Consider the following 18426-nt stretch of genomic DNA (forward strand, 5'->3'; position numbering starts at 1 on the left):
CTCTTCACGTTTCGCATCGAAGGGCTCGTTGATGTCGTTCTGCCTCCTGGGCGGTGAGCGAGAGGGGTTTCGCGTTTCCCCAGCGCTGCATGACCCGGCCATACGCCTGGCATGCGCCGGCTCGATCGCCCAGCTTCTCCTTTGCGAGGCCCAGCCAGAGATGGCTTCGCACATGGAGCGCGGCTCGCTCGATGCCGAGACAACCTTGGCTGGCGGCTTCCAGGAGCGGCAAGGCGCCTTTGGCGTCGCCCGCATCCAAGCGAATACGTCCTTCGTACGCTTCGCGCGTTCCAATCAATGCCCCGAGCAAGCGCGTGATGCGGGGCGAATCGTGGAGTTCGCCCGCCGCCCTCGGTGGGGCCTGGCGAAGGGCTTCCTTCCCGGACACCCGTGTACCGATGGCCGGCCCCCATCGGTAAAGCCACCGATAAAAGGGGGTAAGCTGGGTGTTCTCGGATCGCTCCCACGCCTCCGTCGCTTTGGACCAATCCGCGGGCGACAATCGGCCGTGTTCGAGCATGGCAGCCAATAGAGCGGGCCTCGCGCGATCGGACCGATCATCCTCGTCGTCGTTGCTCCAAGCCGCCTGGCGGCCCACGAATTGTGCTGCGACGGCGCCCGCCTCCGGGCCTTTGTTGCTCTCCGCCAGCGCTTCGACGATCGTCTCGGTTGCGCACGAGTGCCGTTCGACGACGCCGAATCCGTCCGCGTGGTGCTCCAGTCGAACGGCGAGCGCGAGCGCTCCGTCGAAGTCGCCGGCCCAGATGGCGAGCTGCGCCGACCTGCACATGTGCCCAACGTCTCGGCTCGTCGTCGGGTCACGTTGGGAGGCGAGGGTGAGGGCCTCGGCGATGGCCTCCCGCGAAGCCTCTCGTTGGGATGCGAGCGCGTTCGCGAGCGCGATAAAAGCGAAATGATGACGGGGGTTCCACTTGATCCAACGGCGGGCGACATCCAGCGCTTCGTCGCATCGTCCGAGGTCGCGCAGGGCCGTAATCCTCTGATCCATGCACGCCGTGGCGCCCGGGGAGATCTTCAGGCACCGATCCAAGGCCGCGAGCTCCTCCGCGGAACGCTCGAGAAACCCTAGAAGGACGGATTTGTGCAGCCAGGCGTCGGCGTACTCGGGATCGAGCCGGGTCGCGCGGTCGACGCGCTCGATCGCCGTTTGGATGTCGCTGCTCAGGGGCCGGCGATAGATCGGCCACGATGTCGTGACGAGAAGCTCCGCGTCGTTCGGGAATCGGCGGGTCGCTTCCTCGAGGATCTGCCGCGATGCCTCCTCACGCGGCGAATCCTCGGTCAGGATGGGGACCAGCGCATCGAGGACGAGCTGATCGCGCTCACTGAGCTGGTCGCGAAGAGCGAGCGCCCGGCCCAGCTGCTGGCGTCGCTCCGCCGGCAACAGGTAAAGGTAGGTCGTGATCGTCAAGCGAAGTTGGACTTGCGCACACGACGGATCCAAGCTCGCGGCCCGTTCGAACGCATCATGGGCCTCCTCCCAATTCGCCTGTCGGAGGAATTGCAATCCCTGCTCGTACTGCGAAACGGCCTCGGGGGAACACGAAGGCGACGCAGGAAGATCCGTCATCACCGTCACGGCCGGACGTTGCGGCCCTTCGGATCGCGCGCGCGAGGGCTGCGGTACCGCGAGCGCGCGCTGGACCACGAAAATCCCCAACGCGATCGCCACCGCGGCCAGCGCGAACCATCGCCCGGGGCGGAGCCAAAGACCCTGCGCTCGGCCGGTGCGAGACCCGTCGGGCGCCACCTCGATGTCTTCGCGCGCCGGATCCGATTGAAGCGCTTCAATCAGCGCATCCATCGTAGGAAATCGCTCTGCGGGGTTCGTACGAAGCGCGGTCGCCACCGCACGGAAGACGCGTTCGTCCTCGGCGCAAAGCGCGCTCGGGATCGGGATGACCTGCGGGCCGTCGCCCTGGGCAGGTGGAAGCCGCCCCGTGAGGAGCTCATGAGCCGTTACGCCCCAAGCAAATTGCTCCGCGAGCGCGTCGGGCGGTTCACCGTGCACTTGCTCCGGCGCCATGTACGCGCGCGCGCCGGCCCCGCCCGCGGAGATGGCATTCGCATCGGCAAGAGCAAGTCCGAAATCGACGATTTTGATTCGGCCGACGGCGCCGCCGTCCGCTCCATGCGTATCTTCGACGAGGACGTTATCCGGACTCACGGCGCCATGAACGATCCCCGCGCGATGCGCGGCCGCAAGCCCCTGCGCCACCTCGGTCAGCCATTGGACCCGCACCGCACGATCCACCGAAGACGTCTCTTCCACGTAGGCCCGCAAGGCCTTACCCGCGACATACTCCCGCACCAAAAATGGAATCCCCGCGTGCTCCCCCGCATCGTACAGTGTCGCGATGTTCGGGTGCCGCAGCCCCGACCCGATCCGGGCCATCCGCCGCAGCTGCGCGACGCCGATTCGGTTTTTCGAGCCGTTGAGCAGCTTGAGCGCGACCGGCCGGCCCAGATCGGCATCGCGCGCACGAAAAGCCCCTCCTGGACCGGTCGCCTCGTCCTCGACGATGTAGCGCGCAAAGAAGACATGCGCCGGCGATTCCAAGGTCCGCATTTCGCTCACCGGCGCGGATCCGAGCTTGTTCAAATCGTCCAGGATCCGCTCGAGCGCATCGAGCACGAGGGACGCCGACCCAGGGCGCTCCTGGATATCCTTCGCCAGCAAATGGGCGACGAGCCGCTCGAAGGCGGCGGGGACGCCTGCCCGCAACTCCGAGACGCGAGCCGGCTCGAGCAGTGTCACGCGCGCGAGCGACGTGAGCTCGCTGGTCCCTTCGAACGGCCCCACGCCCGTCAGGCACCGATAGAGCAAGCACCCCAGCGAAAACAAATCCGTACGAGCGTCCAGCGCGCACGTACCCCGCGCCTGCTCCGGGGCCATATATCCGGGCGTACCTACGATGATCCCGACCGCCCCCGCCGACGAAGGGGGATGCTCGACGCCGGCCCCCTCTCGGGAGCGCTCCCGTTCGCCGGGACCAACGGCTTCGCCGGGACCAATGGCTTCGCCGGGGCCGATGGCGCGCGCGAGCCCGAAATCGGTGAGCTTCGCCTGGCCGACGTCCTTCGCGGGCAATAAGACATTTCCTGGTTTGATATCGAGGTGAAGAATGCCGAGCGCGTGCGCCTCGGCCAGGGCCCACGCGATGCGCTTGCCGAGCATGGCCGCCTCGGCCACGTCGAGCGCACCCCGTCGCAGCCGCGCGTGGAGGCTCTCGCCGTCGATCCACTCCATGGCCAAGTAAGGCTCGCCCTCGTCATCGACGCCGTGGGCCACATAGCGAACGATGGCCGGGTGCTGGAGCCTCGACAGCGCCTGCGCCTCGGCGTCGAAGCGCTGCACCACGGCAGGATCGGTCTTGCAAACGACTTTGAGCGCGACCACCTCCCCGAGGTGCTGATCGAACGCCCGGTACACGGTCCCCATGCCGCCGATACCGGCCTCTCCCTGGAGGCGAAATCGTCCGGCGAAGACGTCGCCGGCCAGCTCCATGGCCTCGCGCAGATCGGGCGCGCGCATCAGAGGATGTTCCCCAAAAGGAGGCGGGCCTCGTCGTTCATTTCCTCGTCGGTGGCCGTGCAGGCCCGAAGGGTGGCGAGGATGGCGCTGCGAAAATGGCGCCGCGCGTAGACCAGCCGATTGTTCACGTCCACGACGGAGATGCCCAAGGTGGTCGCGACGCGCTCGTAGGAGGGCTTTTCTGCCCCGTCGGTCAAATAAAAGAGCTCGAACGCGCGAAAGTGCACTTCCTTGGCGTTGCGCGTGCAGTGCGCGCGCAGGCTCGCGACCGCGGTCTGAAAGAGACTTCGGAGCCACTCGGCCTCGAACAGCTGCTCGGGGTCCACGCCGATCGGGTGCTCGCGACCGAGCTCGTTCTCCGCCTCGTGAACCTCGAAGGGCACGAACGCGGCGGCGCCTCCGCGCTTCTTGGCATGGCGCGAGCGCCGGTGGCTGATCACGAAGCGGTCGACGCACAAACGTACGAAGGTACGAAAGCGAGCGCGTCGCGGATCGAAGGCGGCGAAGACGTTCTTGTCGGTGACGAACACGAAGAACTCCTGCACCAACTCTTCGGCTTCGAAGCACGGTTTTTGCCATCGAAGGCGGACGTACTTGTAAATCGCCTTCCAGTAGCGCTCCGCGATGGTTTCGCGGGAGCGGGCCCGCTCCATCGGATTCGCATGGCGCACCGCCAGTACGGTCGACGGAGAGGTCGTGGGAAAACTCTCGTCAATTCCCATATGCACGCACCCCATGGCTCGCCATTGGCATTGGCTCTTTCGTATGCGCACGGAGGAGACTAGGTCACCGACCGCGAGGATGTTTCGCTCGGCACTTTCACAAATTTCGTACCAACTCGTGCGATATGGCGCATTTGCCGAATGCCGCCACTTTCACCTTCTTTCGCCGCGAGGTGTACCGATGGTGGCGTCGGACTGCCGGTACACCGGGCGGTTCATCTGGTACAGATGCGGTACGGTTGACCGTCGATGTGAATTGCACTCGCTCTGGAAGGGCGTTTAGCCTCGGCGGATGACCACCGACTGGAGCTCGCCGGGCGTTGCCCAGGCTTACGAAGACTACGATCCGATGCGCGAGCGCGCGCTGGCCTATCCCGTGATGTTCGATGCGCTGCGCCTGGGCACCGCCGATGGCCGAGTGGTGCTCGACTACGGGTGCGGCACCGGCAAAGTCGCCGAGCGCATCGTGCGCACCTACGGCGCTCGGGTGATTGGCGCCGAGCCTTCTCCGGGCATGTTGAGCATGGCGCGCGCCAAACGCTCCCTCCCCGAGATTACGTATCGAGCCATTGCGGACGATCAACGCCTCGACCTGCCCGACGCGAGCGTCGACGGCGCGCTCAGCTGTTTCATCTTCGTGTGCATCTCGGAGGCCGATCGCATTCAGCGCATCGCTCGCGAGGTGCACCGTGTCCTGAAGCCGGGCGCGGCCTACGCGATGCTCGAGATCAACCCCGACACCACCGGCATCCCCTTCGCGACCGCCCAAATGGGCGATCCGGGCCGCACCTACCGGGCAGGGGAGCCCATTGAAGTAAGGCTCGCCCGCCCGGATCGCGAGCCGATGATCCTCATCGATTACTTTTGGCCCGAGGAGTCCCAGCGCCATTTTCTGTCCACGGCCGGCTTTCGAACCATCACCGTTCACCGGCCGACCTTGCCCGACGACTACCAGGGCCCGGACCTCGCGCAGATGCAGGTGGAGCGAACGCATCCGCCCTATGCGATTTACGTGGCGCGGAAATAGGCTCCTTCGCGCGATGACGTTACCCTAGCGGCATGCGCCCGCTCCGTCCCGTCTTCGCGTTGACCGTCGCCGCGACCCTCGCCATCGCCGCGACCCTCGCCGTCGCTTGCTCCCCACGCGAGAAGCACGAGCCCGCGCCGAGCAAGCCCGAGCCCTGCGCGCGCATCGGACAGAATTGCGAGGTCGCGCCGGGGAAGCTCGGTACCTGCGTGCTCAAGGAGATGTGCACCGACCCACCGCCGGCGTGCTTCGTCTGTCAGTCGCAGCACTGACGTGCGCACGCCACCCGCGATGACCGGCTCAAAACTCGTACGCCATTTCCAGCGATGGGGTGTACGCGAACCGCTTCTCCGGTGAGAAGTACGTGACGGCCGCCGGGTTCACACCGACCCAAAAATCGGCGACCGGTCGAACGCGCGCCCCGAGGGTGGGGGAGACGCGGACGCCTTCGTCGGCCACCGCGAGTTGGGAGCCCAGAAAAATGGCCAGCCTGGGGATGGCCGGGAATTGACCGTGCAACCCCAACCCGAAGGTGGCCCACAACGGTGCGCGTGTATCGCGCTCCCAGCGCACGCCGCCCGATACCTCCAGGAAGTTCATGAACGTGAGCCCGATCCGCGCGGCGCCCGCGAGGCACGCGCGGCCCGTCGCGCACACCGCTCCATCGACCCGCAGCGACGGTCGGAAGGTGGCGCGTCGCTCGGCGCTGCCGGAGAAGAGCGGGGTCGCATCCCGGGCGCCCGCGATCGCGCGCGCGGGGTCGATCTCGGTCGTCGGCTCCGTCACGCCGTCGCGGGTGACCACCGAGTATCCTCCGCGGGGCTCGGGCGCATTCTCCGCGGCGGTGTTCGGCACGGCGGCGGCGGCCGTCGCCTCCTCGGGCGCCGACGTCTCGTCCCCATCGTCCGGCGTGCGCGCACCGCCGGTTCCACCCAGTGCCACGGATCGGCGACCCGTATGGGGGCAGGCTCGCGCGGACGCGATGCCAGCGCGTACATGCCGACGGCCGCGGCGCGCGATAGGCCCGCGCCGACGCGCAGCGCGCCGCTTCCGCCGCCCCCACCACCGCCGCCCGAGCCCGACTTTTTGGCCGTTCCCATCACGACGAGCACCACCACCACGGCCACGGCGGCGGCGAATGCCGTGACACCCACGGTGGCCGCTCCGTCGAATTGTTCGACATCGACCTTGCCGATGTCGTCCCAGCTACCGACGTAAATGGCGCCTTCGCACGTGCCGCCCTCTTCGCGTAGGAAGAGGCCTTTGGCGCTGCGGCAGAAGTCTCTTCCCTTTCCCTCGAAGGTCCGTCCGTTGGAGGTGGTGATGCGAAGCGTGTCGCTCGCGCGCACGTGAACGGAGGATCCGTCGGTCCCGCGAAGGTGGTATGCGCCGTCGGAGGTCTCGAATCCTTGCAACCCGGAGGCGGACTCCGCGCCGTGGATACTCGAGCTGGTGGAGCAAGCAAGAAGTGACGAGGTAAGAAGTGCGATCAACGCACGGTCGCGCACGTAAGCATGAAAAGGCATCATCTGCCGGCGGCATATAGCAACCGGCGGGCCCGGCGTTGATCCGATGGCCGCGGCATCCATGCAGAGCCCGGCGAGCTCACCCGCTCCCACGGATCCCCGCGCGAGCTCCGCCAAAAGGGCGCGGTTGGTGCGGCGGCGCGCGCAAACCGCACGTGTCGCCTCCCGGCGTCGTGACGCAAGAATCACCCATGTACCGAGCGATACTGGCTGCGTTTTGCGGCGAAGCGCGACATGATGCAGCTCGCGCCGTGCAAAGGTGCAGGGGGCGATGTGCGCGACCGCCGATGTGCGCGGCTTGGGCATCGACTGGGCCAAGCGGGGAGATCCGATGGATCGAGGTAGGGGGCGAAGGGTGGAGACGGAATTCCGAGTTCGAAGGATGAAGCCCGATGAGACGGATTTAATTCGGAATTGGGTGGCCGCCGAGGGATGGAATCCCGGCGTTCATGATGCGAAATGTTTCTTTGCCGCCGATCCGCAGGGGGTCTTCATCGGTGAAGTCTCGGGCGAGCCCGTCTCCATGATCTCCTGTGTGGCGCACGATGCGTCATTTGGTTTCGCGGGCCTGTACATCGTTAAAAGAGACTTTCGTGGTCGGGGATATGGCTACCAAACCTGGAAGTCCGGCATCGAATACCTCGGTGCCCGTACGATCGGACTCGATGGCGTCCTGGAGCAGCAGCAGAACTACGAGCGCTCCGGGTTCGTGTTCGCCTACAACCACCTTCGCTTCCGTGGGGAAGGGGGCGGCTCGGCGCCCGCGGGCCTGGTTCCTCTGGGCTCGATTCCCTTCGAGGACGTCCTCGCCTTTGACACCGCCCGCGCGCCATCTCCGCGCCCGCGGTTTTTGCGTGGTTGGCTGGATTTGCCCGAGTCGGTGGGGCTTGCGTCCACCCGAAACGGAAAACTCTCCGGCTTCGGTATGCTACGCCGCTGCGTCGAGGGCTACAAGATTGGACCGCTCTTGGCGGACGACGTGGCGGCGGCGGAGGCCCTCTTGCGCGGCCTCTTGGCGCAATTTCCGGGTCAGCCGATCTTTCTCGATGCACCGGACGCCGCCCCCGCGCCCATCGATCTCGCCTCCCGCTTCGGGATGAAGGAGGTATTTCGGACCGCGCGGATGTACACTCGTCCGGTCGCAGCCCCTCTGGGTGGTTCGAGGATTCCAGGGGTGTTCGGTATCGCGTCGATGGAGCTCGGGTGATCGCCAAGGCGACGTGAGCGCATAAAGCACACAAGGATGGGGGCGATGGGTGCGGTGGAGAGATTCAGCCACGACGGGCTGACGATTGAAGTCTTCGAGTCGCACGCCTCCGCGCAGGTCATATGGCGCGGTGTGAGCGAGGCCAGGGATCCCGACGCCGTCCTCGTCCCGTTCCTGAACGCGCTCGCCGATCGCTGGCGGGTGGGGAAGAGCAAGCCGGTGACCGTGGACTTCCGGCCCTTCGAGTACATGAACTCCGCCACGGTCATCCCCATTTTGCAGTTCGTAAAGCGCCTCGACGCGGCCGGCGTTCGAACGCGCGTCATCTACGACCAGAGCGTGAGCTGGCAGCGCGTCAATTTTCGCTGCATGAAGACCATCGCGCGGACCTTGACCAACATCGAGGTCTGTAGTGAGCCGCGTGATCCGAGCGAGCTCGAATCACCATGAGGGGGTCGCTCCGGCGGTCGCTCACCGGGCAGACCCTTCTCCAGATGGCGATGCGGGTCAGCCTGATCATCCTTCTGGCCACCGTCTTTGGCTACTACCATCTGGTTGCTAGCCTTCGCGCCGAGACGCTCTCGCACCTGACGAAATACGTCGTCGAGCGCGGTCATCGCGAGCGGGCCATCTTTAGCTTGGCCCAGGACAACCAAGCGGTCTTGCGCGACGCGCTCGCCCAGAGCCTGCAGAGCCCGAGCGAGATCCCGCGCGATTTCTCGAGCGAGTTCGAGGCGGTGACCGAGCGCCGCGAGGATGGGTGCCTGCGAAGCCGCGATCCGGTCGACAAGCGCACGGGCATCAGCCTCTATGTCGGGCGCCGGGCGCAGGTGACCGATGACTTCCGGCGTAAGATGATGATCTCGCGGGACGCGGTGTTGAAGTACGGGCCCGGCTGGCACAATCGATTCATCAATACGTACGTCAGCTTCCCCGAGAACGCCATCGTGCTCTACACGCCCGATTTCCCCAATATGGAGCGGGGTTTTCCGGCCGATTACGACATCCCGAGCTTGGAGTTCCACTTCATCACCGACGCCAAGCACGATCCCTCGCGCGGGCCCGCGTGGACGGGGCTCTACTTCGACGAGATCATCCGCGAGTGGATGGTCACCTGCGCCACCCCCGTGTACCAGAACGGCCAGGTGGTCGCCTCCGTCGCCACCGACGTGCTCTTGAGCGAGCTTTTCAAGCGCTCCATCAACGAGCGCTTGCCGGGCACGTACAACCTGATCTTCCGCGGCGACGGCCGCCTGGTCGTTCACCCGGACAAGGTGGGCGAGATCCAGGCCAAGCAGGGAAACTACATCATCGCGGAGTCGGGCGACGAGCACCTCAAACGCATCTTCGCGCTGGTGATGGGCAGCGCGCCCGGCACCGCCGTCGCCGACAACGGCAAGGACGAGGAGTACGTCTTCTTCGCCAAGCTGGACGAGCCCAATTGGTACTTCGTCACCATCTTTCCCAAATCGATCTTGAGCAAGCAAGCGTTCGAGAACTCGCGCGTGTACCTCTTCTTGGGGGTGGCGTCCTTGCTCCTCGAGATCATCGTGATGTATTTCGTGCTTCGCAAGCAGGTGGCCACCCCGCTCATCGAGATGGCGACGGCCACCAGCCGCATCGCGGCCGGCGATTTGAACATTCACCTCGACACGAAGCGCGAGGACGAGCTGGGGCAGCTCTCGTCGCAGTTCAACGCGATGGCCGGGGCGGTGAACACCCGCGAGCAGTCGCTGAAGACCGCGCTGGTGGAGCTGGAGGAGTCGCGGCGGCGGCTGGCGGAGAAGGAGGCGCTGGAGCGCGAGCTCGCGATCGCGCGCACCATTCAAGTTTCGCTGGTGCCGCAGACTTTGCCGCTGAAGGGGCTCGACGCCGCCGCGAAGATGCTGCCGGCCGAGGAGGTGGGCGGCGACTACTACGATGTGTTTCAAGCCGCCGGGGTGGACTGGCTGCTCATCGGGGACGTGTCCGGACACGGCGTGACGGCGGGCCTCATCATGATGATGGTGCAGACCGCCGTGCGCACCGCGGTCCTCAATGCGTCGTCGCTGCCAGGGGCCGAGCCCGGGGCAGGGGCTCTGTCGCCCTCGCGCGTGCTCAATATGGTTAATACAGCGATTTTTGGCAATCTTCAGCGGATTGACAAGAATCAATATATGACGCTCACCGCGTTTCGGGTGGAGGGCAGGACCTTCACCTACGCGGGCCGGCACCAAGACGTCATCATCTACCGCGCGGCCACCGGCACCATCGAGACCATCGAGACGGATGGAATGTGGCTGGGCATCCTCGACGATATTTCGAAATTGCTCGAGGACAAGACGTTCCACATCGACGAAGGCGACGTGGTGCTCCTCTACACCGACGGCCTCACGGAGGCGAAAAAGGACGGGCGCTTCCTCGGCCTCGAGGGCCTCTGCGCCATGCTCGACCGGGCGGTGGGCAAAGAAGGCAACGGGGGCAAAGAAGGCAAGCGGAGCCAGGCCATCATGGAGAGCATCCTCGACGAGGCGAAAGGCTACGAGTTCAAAGACGATGTGTCCCTGGTGGTGGTGCGCTGTTCCGGGGAGGCCTCTTCATCGTCGTTATCGACGTCATCGTCGAGCGCGCCGCCGCGCCTCCAAACGTGACCATCTCGGGTAAAAGCAAACGCGTTCACTCACCGTGCATCTTGACCTCGACGTGGGAGAGCGTGCGGGCGATGGTGCGCATGCATTGGTAGTTGACGCGCTGCCAATCCACGCCGGTGTCGTAGAGGACGGTGGTGGCCACGTGATCGGTGTCGCACCTCTTGATGAGGTTGAGGATGGGCGACACGGTCGCCGAGTTGATGTACTCGAGCAGGCGGAGATCGACGGTGACCTTGGTGGCCCGTAGGCCCGCCAGGATTTTTTGCAGGAGCGGCTCGAGGAATGCGTTGGGGTTGCGCGCGTCGCTCACGCCTTCCCAGGCGATGGTGGCGGACGCGTGCCTATCCCGCGTGACCCGGATGGTCAGCCGATCGAATTCAAAGCATTCCGTGCTCATGCACCCCCCTGACCGCGGTTACCGTCACCACCGAATCGACGAACGTATAGTTCATGTCGAATCCCCCCTCGAAACCTATTCGATAGAGACCCAGACCGCCTCGTTCGCTTGGGTCCTCCAAGAGCGCCCGAATCCGGCTCATGTAGAGGGCCTCTTTGTCGTCGCTGCCGGCGATCTCGTCGAGGCGGCTCTTGAGGTGGCGCACGCGCTCCACGGTCACCACCCCATTGGCGACCTCGATGAAAATGCGCTCCGAATCGGCCTTCAAGCGAAGGTGGATCGAGAGGAGGCTCGGCACTTCTTCGCCGTACTTGATGGCGTTTTCGACCAGCTCGGAGGTGGTCATCACGGTCGCGCTTCGCAAGGATGGGGAGTACGTCTCCAGCGCACGCTCCACCTCGCGACGCGCTTTGCTCACGAATTTCCATACGAGCGGAAGCTCGAGCGCGACGGATTGAGTCACTGCTCAGCCGCTCCCCGGCATGGTAGGAAGATACACCGTCACGTTGACCTCTCCTCTTTGATTGTACCACGCCGGCGGGCCGGAGGCCGCCGCTCTTGAGTTCTTCGACCGCTTCGACGTCATCGTCCGCTTTGCCCCGGCCATCCTCCATCCGCCACGAGCTTCGCGCGCTCGCCGGCCTCTCTGCGCCCATTTCGCTCGCGCAGGTCTTGCTCATTTTGATTCACCTGGTCGACACCTCGGTGCTCGGCCGGGTATCGGTGGAGGATCTCGCGGGGGCGTCGATCGGCCGGTCCCTCGGCTTCGCGGCCGGTTGCATCGGGATGGGGATCGCGATGGCGCTCGAGCCGCTGGCCTCGCAGGCGCTCGGCGCCAAAGAACCGGAGCGCGCGTGGAAGGCCTATCGGGTCAACTTGCGCTTGGGGGTTCTCGTGTGGATACCCACGGTGAGCGCGGCCTTGCTGGCGACCTTCCTCCTTCCGCTGCTCGGGCTCGAGCCCATCATCGTGGAGCGGGCGCGGGCTTACCTGCTCGGGCAGGCGCCGGGCATGGCGGCCACCATCGCGTTCCTCTCGACCAAGACGCTCTTGCAAGCCCACGGGATCACGGGACCAGCCTTCGCGGGCGCGTGCCTGGCCAACGTCTCGAACGTCGTCTTCTGCAACCTCCTCGTGCGCGGCGACGACGCCCTTCGCTCCGTAAACCTTCCGCCGCTCGGCCTTCCGCGCCTCGGCGCCTTCGGCGCGGGTCTGGCCTCCACCCTCGCCTACCTGGTGCTCGTCTCCTTCGTCGGCGGATTCGCCTTGCGGCAGCGGCGAAAGACGGCTTCGCAGCCCGCCGCGCGCGCCCCGGGCGACCCCGCCGCAACCACCGTGTCGATGGGCACGATGGTGAAGCTCGGCACGCCCATCGGACTTCAGCTGCTGGCCGAGATTGGCGTCTTTACGATGGCCTCGCTGCTCTCGGCGAGCTTTGGCGCCAAGGTGGCGGCCGCGCATCAAATCGCATTGGCGCTCGCGACCTTCGCCTTCATGGGCGCCATCGGCATCAGCGGCGCGACGGCCGTGCGCGTCGGTCTCGCGGTGGGCGCAGGCCAATCGGCGCGCCGTCCGGGGCTAACGGGCATTCTGCTCGGCGGCACGGTGATGACGGTGCCGGCCATCGTCTTTTGGTCCATCCCCGAGCACCTGGCGTCGATCTTCACCTCCGATCCCGAGGTGATCGCGCTGGGCGCGCGCCTTCTGCGCATCGCGGCGATCTTTCAGCTCTTCGACGGCGTCCAAGGCGTGGCCGCCGGTGCGCTCCGCGGCGCAGGCGACGTGCGCGTTCCATTCGTCGTCATGCTCATCGCCCATTGGTGCGTCGGTTTGCCCACCGCGCTGCTCTTCGGCTTCGTCCTCGGCGCCCAGGCCCGCGGCATCTGGTGGGGCCTGACCGCGGGCCTGATCGCCGTATCCCTGGCGCTCGTCTGGCGCTTCCTTCGCATATCCCGCGGCACCATCGCGCGGGTCTAGCGCGTTCGGACGGTTTGGCACATGCTGACACGAGTGCCTGGCTCGTAGCAGGGGGCGCTGCGATGAAATGCCGCGTGCAATTAACGCAACGTAGATGTATTTGTATCCGTATCGTATGAGTCGGACACATCGAGCGGACGTTGGCAGGGGGCGAAGGTTGGGGTGCGGGCTCGTGCTCGCGTGGTTGGTCACCATGTGCGCTTCGTGCGAGCGCGTTTCGGCGGCGGCCTCGCCGGTTCCGGAGGCCTCGCGATGGGGGAGCGTGGTGGTGGAACCCGGGCAGAAGGCGTCGGGGGTTCTCCCGGTGCCATCGGGCAGCGACGGGGCGACCGAGATACCGCTGACCGTGGTGCGCGGCGCCCGGCCGGGGCCCGTGGTGGGGGTGGTGGCGGGCGTGCACGGCTCCGAGTACGTTCCGATTCTGGCGTCGCAGCGCTTGCGCGAAGCGCTCTCGCCGGCCGATCTCGCCGGAACGGTGGTGTTGGTGCACGCGGCCAACCCGCCGTCCTTCTTCAAGCGAACCATTTACGCGTCGCCGGTGGATTGGAAGAACCTCAATCGCGCCTTTCCAGGTAAACCCGACGGCACCCTCACCGAGCGCATCGCCTACGTCCTCACGCGCGACATCATCGAGCGGGTCGACGCCTTCATCGATATGCATTGCGGCGACGCCAACGAAGCGTTGACCCCCTATGTCGGTTACGTCACCACGCCCGATCGGCCCCTGGCCCAGCGCGCGCGCGCCATGGCGCTCGTCTTTGGCGTCGAGACCATCAAGGTCCGCTCGAACCCCATCGACCCGAGCAAGAGCCGCTACAGCGTCGACACGGCGGCCTCCCGCGGCAAACCCGCCATCGCCGTCGAAGTCGGCCAGCTCGCCCAGACCCCCGACACGGACGTGACCCGCGTGGTCGAAGGCGTTCACCGCGTCTTGCAGCGCCTCGGCGTTCTCGCCGGCGAGCCGGCCCCCGTGGCGCACCCGCGCTGGGTCGCGCGCAGTGAAACGGTGTCGAGCCCCGTATCGGGGATCTTCACTCCGTTCGTCGCGGTGGGCCAATCCGTCGAGGCGGGTGCCCCCATCGGCGTCGTGCGCGACTTCTTCGGCCACGTGCTGAGCGAGCCGCGCGCCCCCATCGCGGGCGAAATTTTATTCGTCACCAAGACACCGCCGATCAACGCCGAGGAGTCGGTCGCCAGCGTGGGGCAGCTCGGGGATGCGCCCTGATCGCTAGGCGCCGTTCGTAAACCCTGCGAGGAACGCATCGGCCTCGTCGGCGATGCGCGCGAGGGATGCGACGAGCTCGTGCCCGTCGTCGACCTCGACCAGGCGCACGTGGCGTTTGCCGGCGGCCCAGGTGCGTGCGTTGTCGATGAGCGCCACGTCGTCGTTCACGCCGTGGACGATCAAGGTTGGAACGCGGACGTCGGGCCAGCCGTCGCCGTGGGCTTCGAGGGATTCGAGCTCGCGGATGAAGCCGTAGTCGACGGTGGTGCGGCGCTTTTCGGCGTAGTCGTCGATTTCGAGGGCGTCGGTCTCCTCCCAGCGGCGCCAGGCTTCCTCGCCGAGGCGGACGCGCCAGCGCGGGCTGATGCGAAAGGCCGGTGCGAGCAGGACCAGCGCGCAGATGCGCGCGTCTTCTTCGGCGACGCGGCAGGCCGTGAGGGCGCCCAGGCTGGAGCCGAAGACGATGGCCCGATCGGACGGGCCGCCGATGGCGTCGTGGACGACGCGCTTCATGGCGCTGAAACGAAGGTGCTCGAGGGAAGGCACCCGAAGATTGAGCCGCTCCAGCGCGATCCCCCGGCGCGAGTAGTGCTCCGAGAGCGCCACGCCCTTCGACGACTGCGGGCCGGAGGCAAAGCCGTGCAAGTAGAGCCAGCGAGGACCTTGGACCGCGCGCGGAGCGTTCATACGAAGCTCTCTAGCACCATCCGCGGCCGCCCCGCTCCGGCTCGGGCATCATCATTGGCTCGCTTCACCCTCGCCGCAGGCGCGATCTCGAGGAGTGCCCCACGTGAAAAGATTCGCTCGTACGAAACCATGGCTCCTCGCCGCCATGGCGATGATGGCGCTGTTCGGGTGCACCAAAAGCTCGAACGGCGGTGGCGATGGCCCGTTGCCAACGGTGACATCGATGGAGACGGACTTGACGATGGCCCGCCCGGCACGCATCGAAAGCTCCCCATCGAGGTGCTCGGAAGCGGAGCCCCCGATGCGCCGGTGATCGCCCGCGCCCAGCTCGGCCTCGACCCCGCGAAGATGCCTTTGGCGGCCCGCCTGTCCGTGCTCTGCCACCGCTGTGGATATTACGATCCGCCGGAGTTTCAAGCGCTGGCCAAGCCGCTCACCAAGGTCAAGGCGAGCGTCCGCATCGTGGGAAATGAAGGAAGCGGCGGCGCGCAAGCGCCTTGGATCGACGTGACGGAGGCGAACGTTCACCTGCGCGAGGTGGAGCGCGCGCACGGCGGCTTTCACGGGGGAATGGTGACCGCGCGCTTCTGGATCGCGATCGACCCGGCGACGCGCGCGCGGCTCGTGGGGCTCCCGAGCACGAACCGAATCGAGTTTCGTTTCAATGGCACCGAGGGGAGCTCGAACGGATATCGGGTTTTGGACGTGCAGCTGCAAGATGAAAATGGCGTGGATTTGAACGCCGTTCCAATCCGTCAACCCGGGGTGGGCGGGCGCCTCGCAAGGGCCCATGGATTGGCCGTACCACCTGGGGTTCACCACCGCCGTGGTCGATGAGCTGGAGACGGCCAAGGCGCCGGCTTGGGTGTCGGCGGCCCACCTGGTGCGGTTCTTTCAAGTTCGCGCCAAGATCGCGCAGCTGGCCAATACGGATATCTCCTTCAATACCCCCGATCCGGCCGAGCCGGACAACCTCTTCAAGAACACCGGCATCGAGAGCCGCGCGGATCGGGTCTACAAGCCCGCGCCCACCCGAGTTCTGCACACGGGCGCCGCGGACCATCCGCACACCATTTTCCGGCACCTGGACGTTCTGTCACCGGGGCTCCACCTGAAGTTCGTGAATGCCTCGATAGCCCTCTACAATACGTACTTCGCGGCCACCCAGCGCAGCCAGTGGCGGACGTGCGACCCCAATGCGCGGTTCGGAGACGAGCCGGAGACGCGATCGGGCTTTCGCTACTGCCTCGACGAGGTGCGCACGGCGCTGCCCCTGGACGACAAGGGAAGAGCGTACCTCGAAGGCGGCTGGGTCGATTGGAGCATCGAGCAGTACATCGCGTGGGGCATCCTGGCGTCCAAGCAAATGGGCGCGGATCCTGCGCGGATCGCGACATGGTCGGATTGGCACGACCGCATGTGGCCACAATGATGATTCAGCGCCCCGGACCGGCATCGCGCGCATCCCCCGCGCGGCCGCTCGCCCGGGGCGCAGCTCACCCCGACCTGAGCCAGCTCGCGACGTTCGCGACCGTGGCGCGACGCGCGCAGTCCCGGTGCCTCGGAGTTGCCTTGGGTGCCTGGCGCCATTCAACGCAAAGGCGATCCGGAAGGCGCCCGCAGATCGCCGCTCGCCCGCTCGCGCTCAGGTTCGAACGCCGACAGGCCAGACGCCGCACGCCACGCACCACGCACCGCGCACCAGACGGAGCACGAACCCGCGTTCATGCTCCTTCGATGTCCCGCGCGTTAGGTGCGCGTCCGGCGGAGGACGACACCACCGCCGACGACCGCCTTGGCCACCTGCTCACCTTCCCGTAACACGGGCGCGGTGGGGACGGTCGGCTCGACGGGTGCCGGCTCGGGCGGGGGCGCCTTGGGCCGGGACGAGCCATTGGCGCGGCGGCGGGGCATTTTCGGCGGAATGACCGTGACCTTCGCCAGCACCGTCGACGGATCCGTGATGGCAAACGCCAGCCCGGACGACGGAGGCTCGCTGGCGCCCGACTTTCCGGCGGTCGCCGGAGATCCGGAGCTTGCGGCGGCCGACTTTCCACCAAAAAGAGGCCCGGAGCTTGCGGCAGACGACTTTCCACCAAAAAGAGCTCCGGCCGCGGCGGCCGACCTTCTGCGCAGCTGCTCCTCCTTCGGGGAGGCCGGCGGCGGCTTGTCCGCGGTCAAGGGGAGCGCAAGCTGGGGAGAGGCCTCCTTGCCCTTCGCCTTTACGGGCCGGGGCGCGGGAGCGCGCCGGGCCGGCGGCGGAGGGCGGCGCCGACCCCCCGAGGCGGGTGAATCGGCAGAGGAAACGAGGCGAAAAGACGCCGAGGCGACTTTATCGAGCGAGGATTTAGCCAGTGCGCGGGCGGCGGCCAAGACGGCATCGACGAGCTCGGTCTTGAGCCGCTCGAGCGTGGCGGCGAGCGGAGTAGGACGGGACTTCACGAGTAAAAGGATTTACGTGTTTGATCGCGTTACGTCGAGTGATTCTGTCGTGGAGCGCGTTAATGCGCCATTATGAAATGGCCGCGGTGCGAGCCGCCGCCACATCGTACGCGAGGGACAATCGCTCGAATATCGAGTAAACGTTTCGCCAGGCACCGTACGAGGCAACCCCATGAATCGTATCCATGCGCCTGAGATCGAGGACTACGACTGGTGTCCAGCCGTGTTGCGCGACACCCTTACCGAGGTTTTGCGGACGTCCTGCGAGGTGTTCCGGGTCTTCGACAGCGCGGCCAAGGTGGTGGCCGAGGTGCTGGACGAGACCGGGGCCACCCGTGTGGTGGATCTTTGCTCCGGCAGCGGCGGCCCTGCTGTCGTGCTTCTCGACGCCCTCGAGCGGCTGGACGGGCGGCGCATCGACGCGGTGTTGACCGATAAATACCCCAACGCCGCCGCTTTTGCGCGCGCCGAGGCCGAAGGGCGCGGCCGCATCGTCGCGCGCCGCGACCCGATTGACGCGACGGCCACCTTACCCGAGGATCTCACGGGGGTGCGCACGCTGTTCAATGCACTGCACCACTTTCGCCCATCGATGGCGCGCGCCATCCTTGGCGCGGCAGCTCGCGATCGGCAGCCGATTGCGTGCTTCGAGATGGTCGAGCGGTCACTTCAAGGGGTGGCCATCGTCGGTACCACCCCATTCATGGTCGCCGCCTCGGTGCCGTTTCTCAAGCCGCGCACGTGGAAGCGGCTCGCACTCACGTACGCGCTGCCCGTCCTACCCGCGATGATCGCTTGGGATGGCTTCGCCTCGTGCTTGCGTGCTTACTCACCCGCCGAGCTTCGCCAGCTGGTCGATGGCCTGGGCGACGAGAACTACCAGTTCCGCGTCTTCACGCGCCGCGCGCCGTGGAACCCCGTTCGGGTCACCGGGGTCGTGGGGGTGCCGGTGATGCGCGCCCGCGACCGGGTGCAGGCCATGGGGGCCGTCCCCGCCATCTAGCCATCGAGCCATCGAGCCATCGAGGTA

At 66.4% G+C, this 18426-nt stretch carries 18 protein-coding genes; 10 read left to right on the plus strand and 8 right to left on the minus strand.

Annotation, left to right across the window (positions count from 1 at the left end; all coding sequences use genetic code 11):
• Positions 1-4: 4 nt before the first annotated feature.
• Together LZC94_12555 and LZC94_12560 are read right to left on the minus strand one after the other, a co-directional pair.
• Positions 5-3556: a serine/threonine-protein kinase gene (locus LZC94_12555; GenBank protein ID WXB18077.1), complete on the minus strand. Its 3552-nt coding sequence runs from the start codon at positions 3554-3556 to the stop codon at positions 5-7.
• Positions 3556-4209 carry a sigma-70 family RNA polymerase sigma factor gene (locus LZC94_12560; protein WXB18078.1) on the minus strand — a complete coding sequence of 218 codons (654 nt, stop codon included), beginning with the start codon at positions 4207-4209 and terminating at the stop codon, positions 3556-3558. Before LZC94_12560 ends, LZC94_12555 begins: the two co-directional genes overlap by 1 nt.
• Positions 4210-4570: 361 nt before the next feature.
• Between LZC94_12560 and LZC94_12565 the strand changes: the two genes are divergently transcribed.
• Together LZC94_12565 and LZC94_12570 are read left to right on the plus strand one after the other, a co-directional pair.
• Positions 4571-5305 carry a class I SAM-dependent methyltransferase gene (locus tag LZC94_12565; protein ID WXB18079.1) on the plus strand — a complete coding sequence of 245 codons (735 nt, stop codon included), beginning with the start codon at positions 4571-4573 and terminating at the stop codon, positions 5303-5305.
• A gap of 32 nt (positions 5306-5337) precedes the next feature.
• Positions 5338-5577 carry a hypothetical protein gene (locus LZC94_12570; GenBank protein WXB18080.1) on the plus strand — a complete coding sequence of 80 codons (240 nt, stop codon included), beginning with the start codon at positions 5338-5340 and terminating at the stop codon, positions 5575-5577.
• A 28-nt stretch (positions 5578-5605) separates the two neighbouring features.
• Here the strand turns inward: LZC94_12570 and LZC94_12575 are convergent, their stop codons facing one another.
• The gene (locus tag LZC94_12575) at positions 5606-6109 is read right to left on the minus strand and encodes a hypothetical protein (GenBank protein ID WXB18081.1); all 504 of its coding nucleotides are present in this window, start codon (positions 6107-6109) and stop codon (positions 5606-5608) included.
• Positions 6088-7137: a hypothetical protein gene (locus tag LZC94_12580; protein ID WXB18082.1), complete on the minus strand. Its 1050-nt coding sequence runs from the start codon at positions 7135-7137 to the stop codon at positions 6088-6090. Before LZC94_12580 ends, LZC94_12575 begins: the two co-directional genes overlap by 22 nt.
• Positions 7138-7213: 76 nt before the next feature.
• On the opposite strand from LZC94_12580, the gene LZC94_12585 reads away from it, so the two are divergent.
• Genes LZC94_12585 through LZC94_12595 form a run of 3 tightly spaced genes read left to right on the plus strand, consistent with a single transcriptional unit; the run spans position 7214 to position 10668 of the window.
• Positions 7214-8038, plus strand: coding sequence for a hypothetical protein (locus LZC94_12585; protein ID WXB18083.1), 825 nt, complete (start codon positions 7214-7216; stop codon positions 8036-8038).
• Between the two features lie 45 nt (positions 8039-8083).
• A complete protein-coding gene (locus LZC94_12590) occupies positions 8084-8488 on the plus strand; it encodes a hypothetical protein (GenBank protein ID WXB18084.1) in 405 nt (134 codons plus the stop codon).
• A complete protein-coding gene (locus tag LZC94_12595) occupies positions 8485-10668 on the plus strand; it encodes a SpoIIE family protein phosphatase (GenBank protein ID WXB18085.1) in 2184 nt (727 codons plus the stop codon). The genes LZC94_12590 and LZC94_12595 overlap by 4 nt, the downstream gene beginning before the upstream one ends.
• Positions 10669-10693: 25 nt before the next feature.
• Here LZC94_12595 and LZC94_12600 read toward each other — a convergent pair whose 3' ends face one another.
• A complete protein-coding gene (locus LZC94_12600; protein ID WXB18086.1) occupies positions 10694-11065 on the minus strand; it encodes a hypothetical protein in 372 nt (123 codons plus the stop codon).
• Positions 11046-11483 (minus strand): DUF6272 family protein, encoded by a 438-nt coding sequence (locus LZC94_12605; GenBank protein WXB18087.1) that lies wholly within the window; start codon positions 11481-11483, stop codon positions 11046-11048. The genes LZC94_12600 and LZC94_12605 overlap by 20 nt, the downstream gene beginning before the upstream one ends.
• A gap of 140 nt (positions 11484-11623) precedes the next feature.
• Between LZC94_12605 and LZC94_12610 the strand changes: the two genes are divergently transcribed.
• Both LZC94_12610 and LZC94_12615 read left to right on the plus strand, forming a co-directional pair.
• Complete coding sequence (locus LZC94_12610; protein ID WXB18088.1) at positions 11624-13042, plus strand: MATE family efflux transporter; 1419 nt, start codon at positions 11624-11626, stop codon at positions 13040-13042.
• A gap of 172 nt (positions 13043-13214) precedes the next feature.
• Positions 13215-14267 carry a succinylglutamate desuccinylase/aspartoacylase family protein gene (locus LZC94_12615; GenBank protein ID WXB18089.1) on the plus strand — a complete coding sequence of 351 codons (1053 nt, stop codon included), beginning with the start codon at positions 13215-13217 and terminating at the stop codon, positions 14265-14267.
• Positions 14268-14270: 3 nt separating this feature from the next.
• Here the strand turns inward: LZC94_12615 and LZC94_12620 are convergent, their stop codons facing one another.
• The gene (locus LZC94_12620; protein WXB18090.1) at positions 14271-14954 is read right to left on the minus strand and encodes an alpha/beta fold hydrolase; all 684 of its coding nucleotides are present in this window, start codon (positions 14952-14954) and stop codon (positions 14271-14273) included.
• Between the two features lie 168 nt (positions 14955-15122).
• Between LZC94_12620 and LZC94_12625 the strand changes: the two genes are divergently transcribed.
• Both LZC94_12625 and LZC94_12630 read left to right on the plus strand, forming a co-directional pair.
• Positions 15123-15791: a hypothetical protein gene (locus LZC94_12625; protein ID WXB18091.1), complete on the plus strand. Its 669-nt coding sequence runs from the start codon at positions 15123-15125 to the stop codon at positions 15789-15791.
• Positions 15745-16386, plus strand: a complete 642-nt coding sequence (locus LZC94_12630; GenBank protein WXB18092.1) for a hypothetical protein — start codon at positions 15745-15747, stop codon at positions 16384-16386. The genes LZC94_12625 and LZC94_12630 overlap by 47 nt, the downstream gene beginning before the upstream one ends.
• Before the next feature lie 317 nt (positions 16387-16703).
• Here the strand turns inward: LZC94_12630 and LZC94_12635 are convergent, their stop codons facing one another.
• Positions 16704-17396: a hypothetical protein gene (locus tag LZC94_12635; GenBank protein ID WXB18093.1), complete on the minus strand. Its 693-nt coding sequence runs from the start codon at positions 17394-17396 to the stop codon at positions 16704-16706.
• Between the two features lie 172 nt (positions 17397-17568).
• Here LZC94_12635 and LZC94_12640 point away from each other — a divergent pair, with 172 nt between their 5' ends.
• Complete coding sequence (locus LZC94_12640) at positions 17569-18399, plus strand: hypothetical protein (GenBank protein WXB18094.1); 831 nt, start codon at positions 17569-17571, stop codon at positions 18397-18399.
• Positions 18400-18426: the final 27 nt, after the last annotated feature.

This window comes from Sorangiineae bacterium MSr11954 (assembly GCA_037157815.1).
In the GTDB taxonomy this organism is placed as follows: domain Bacteria; phylum Myxococcota_A; class Polyangia; order Polyangiales; family Polyangiaceae; genus Pendulispora; species Pendulispora albinea.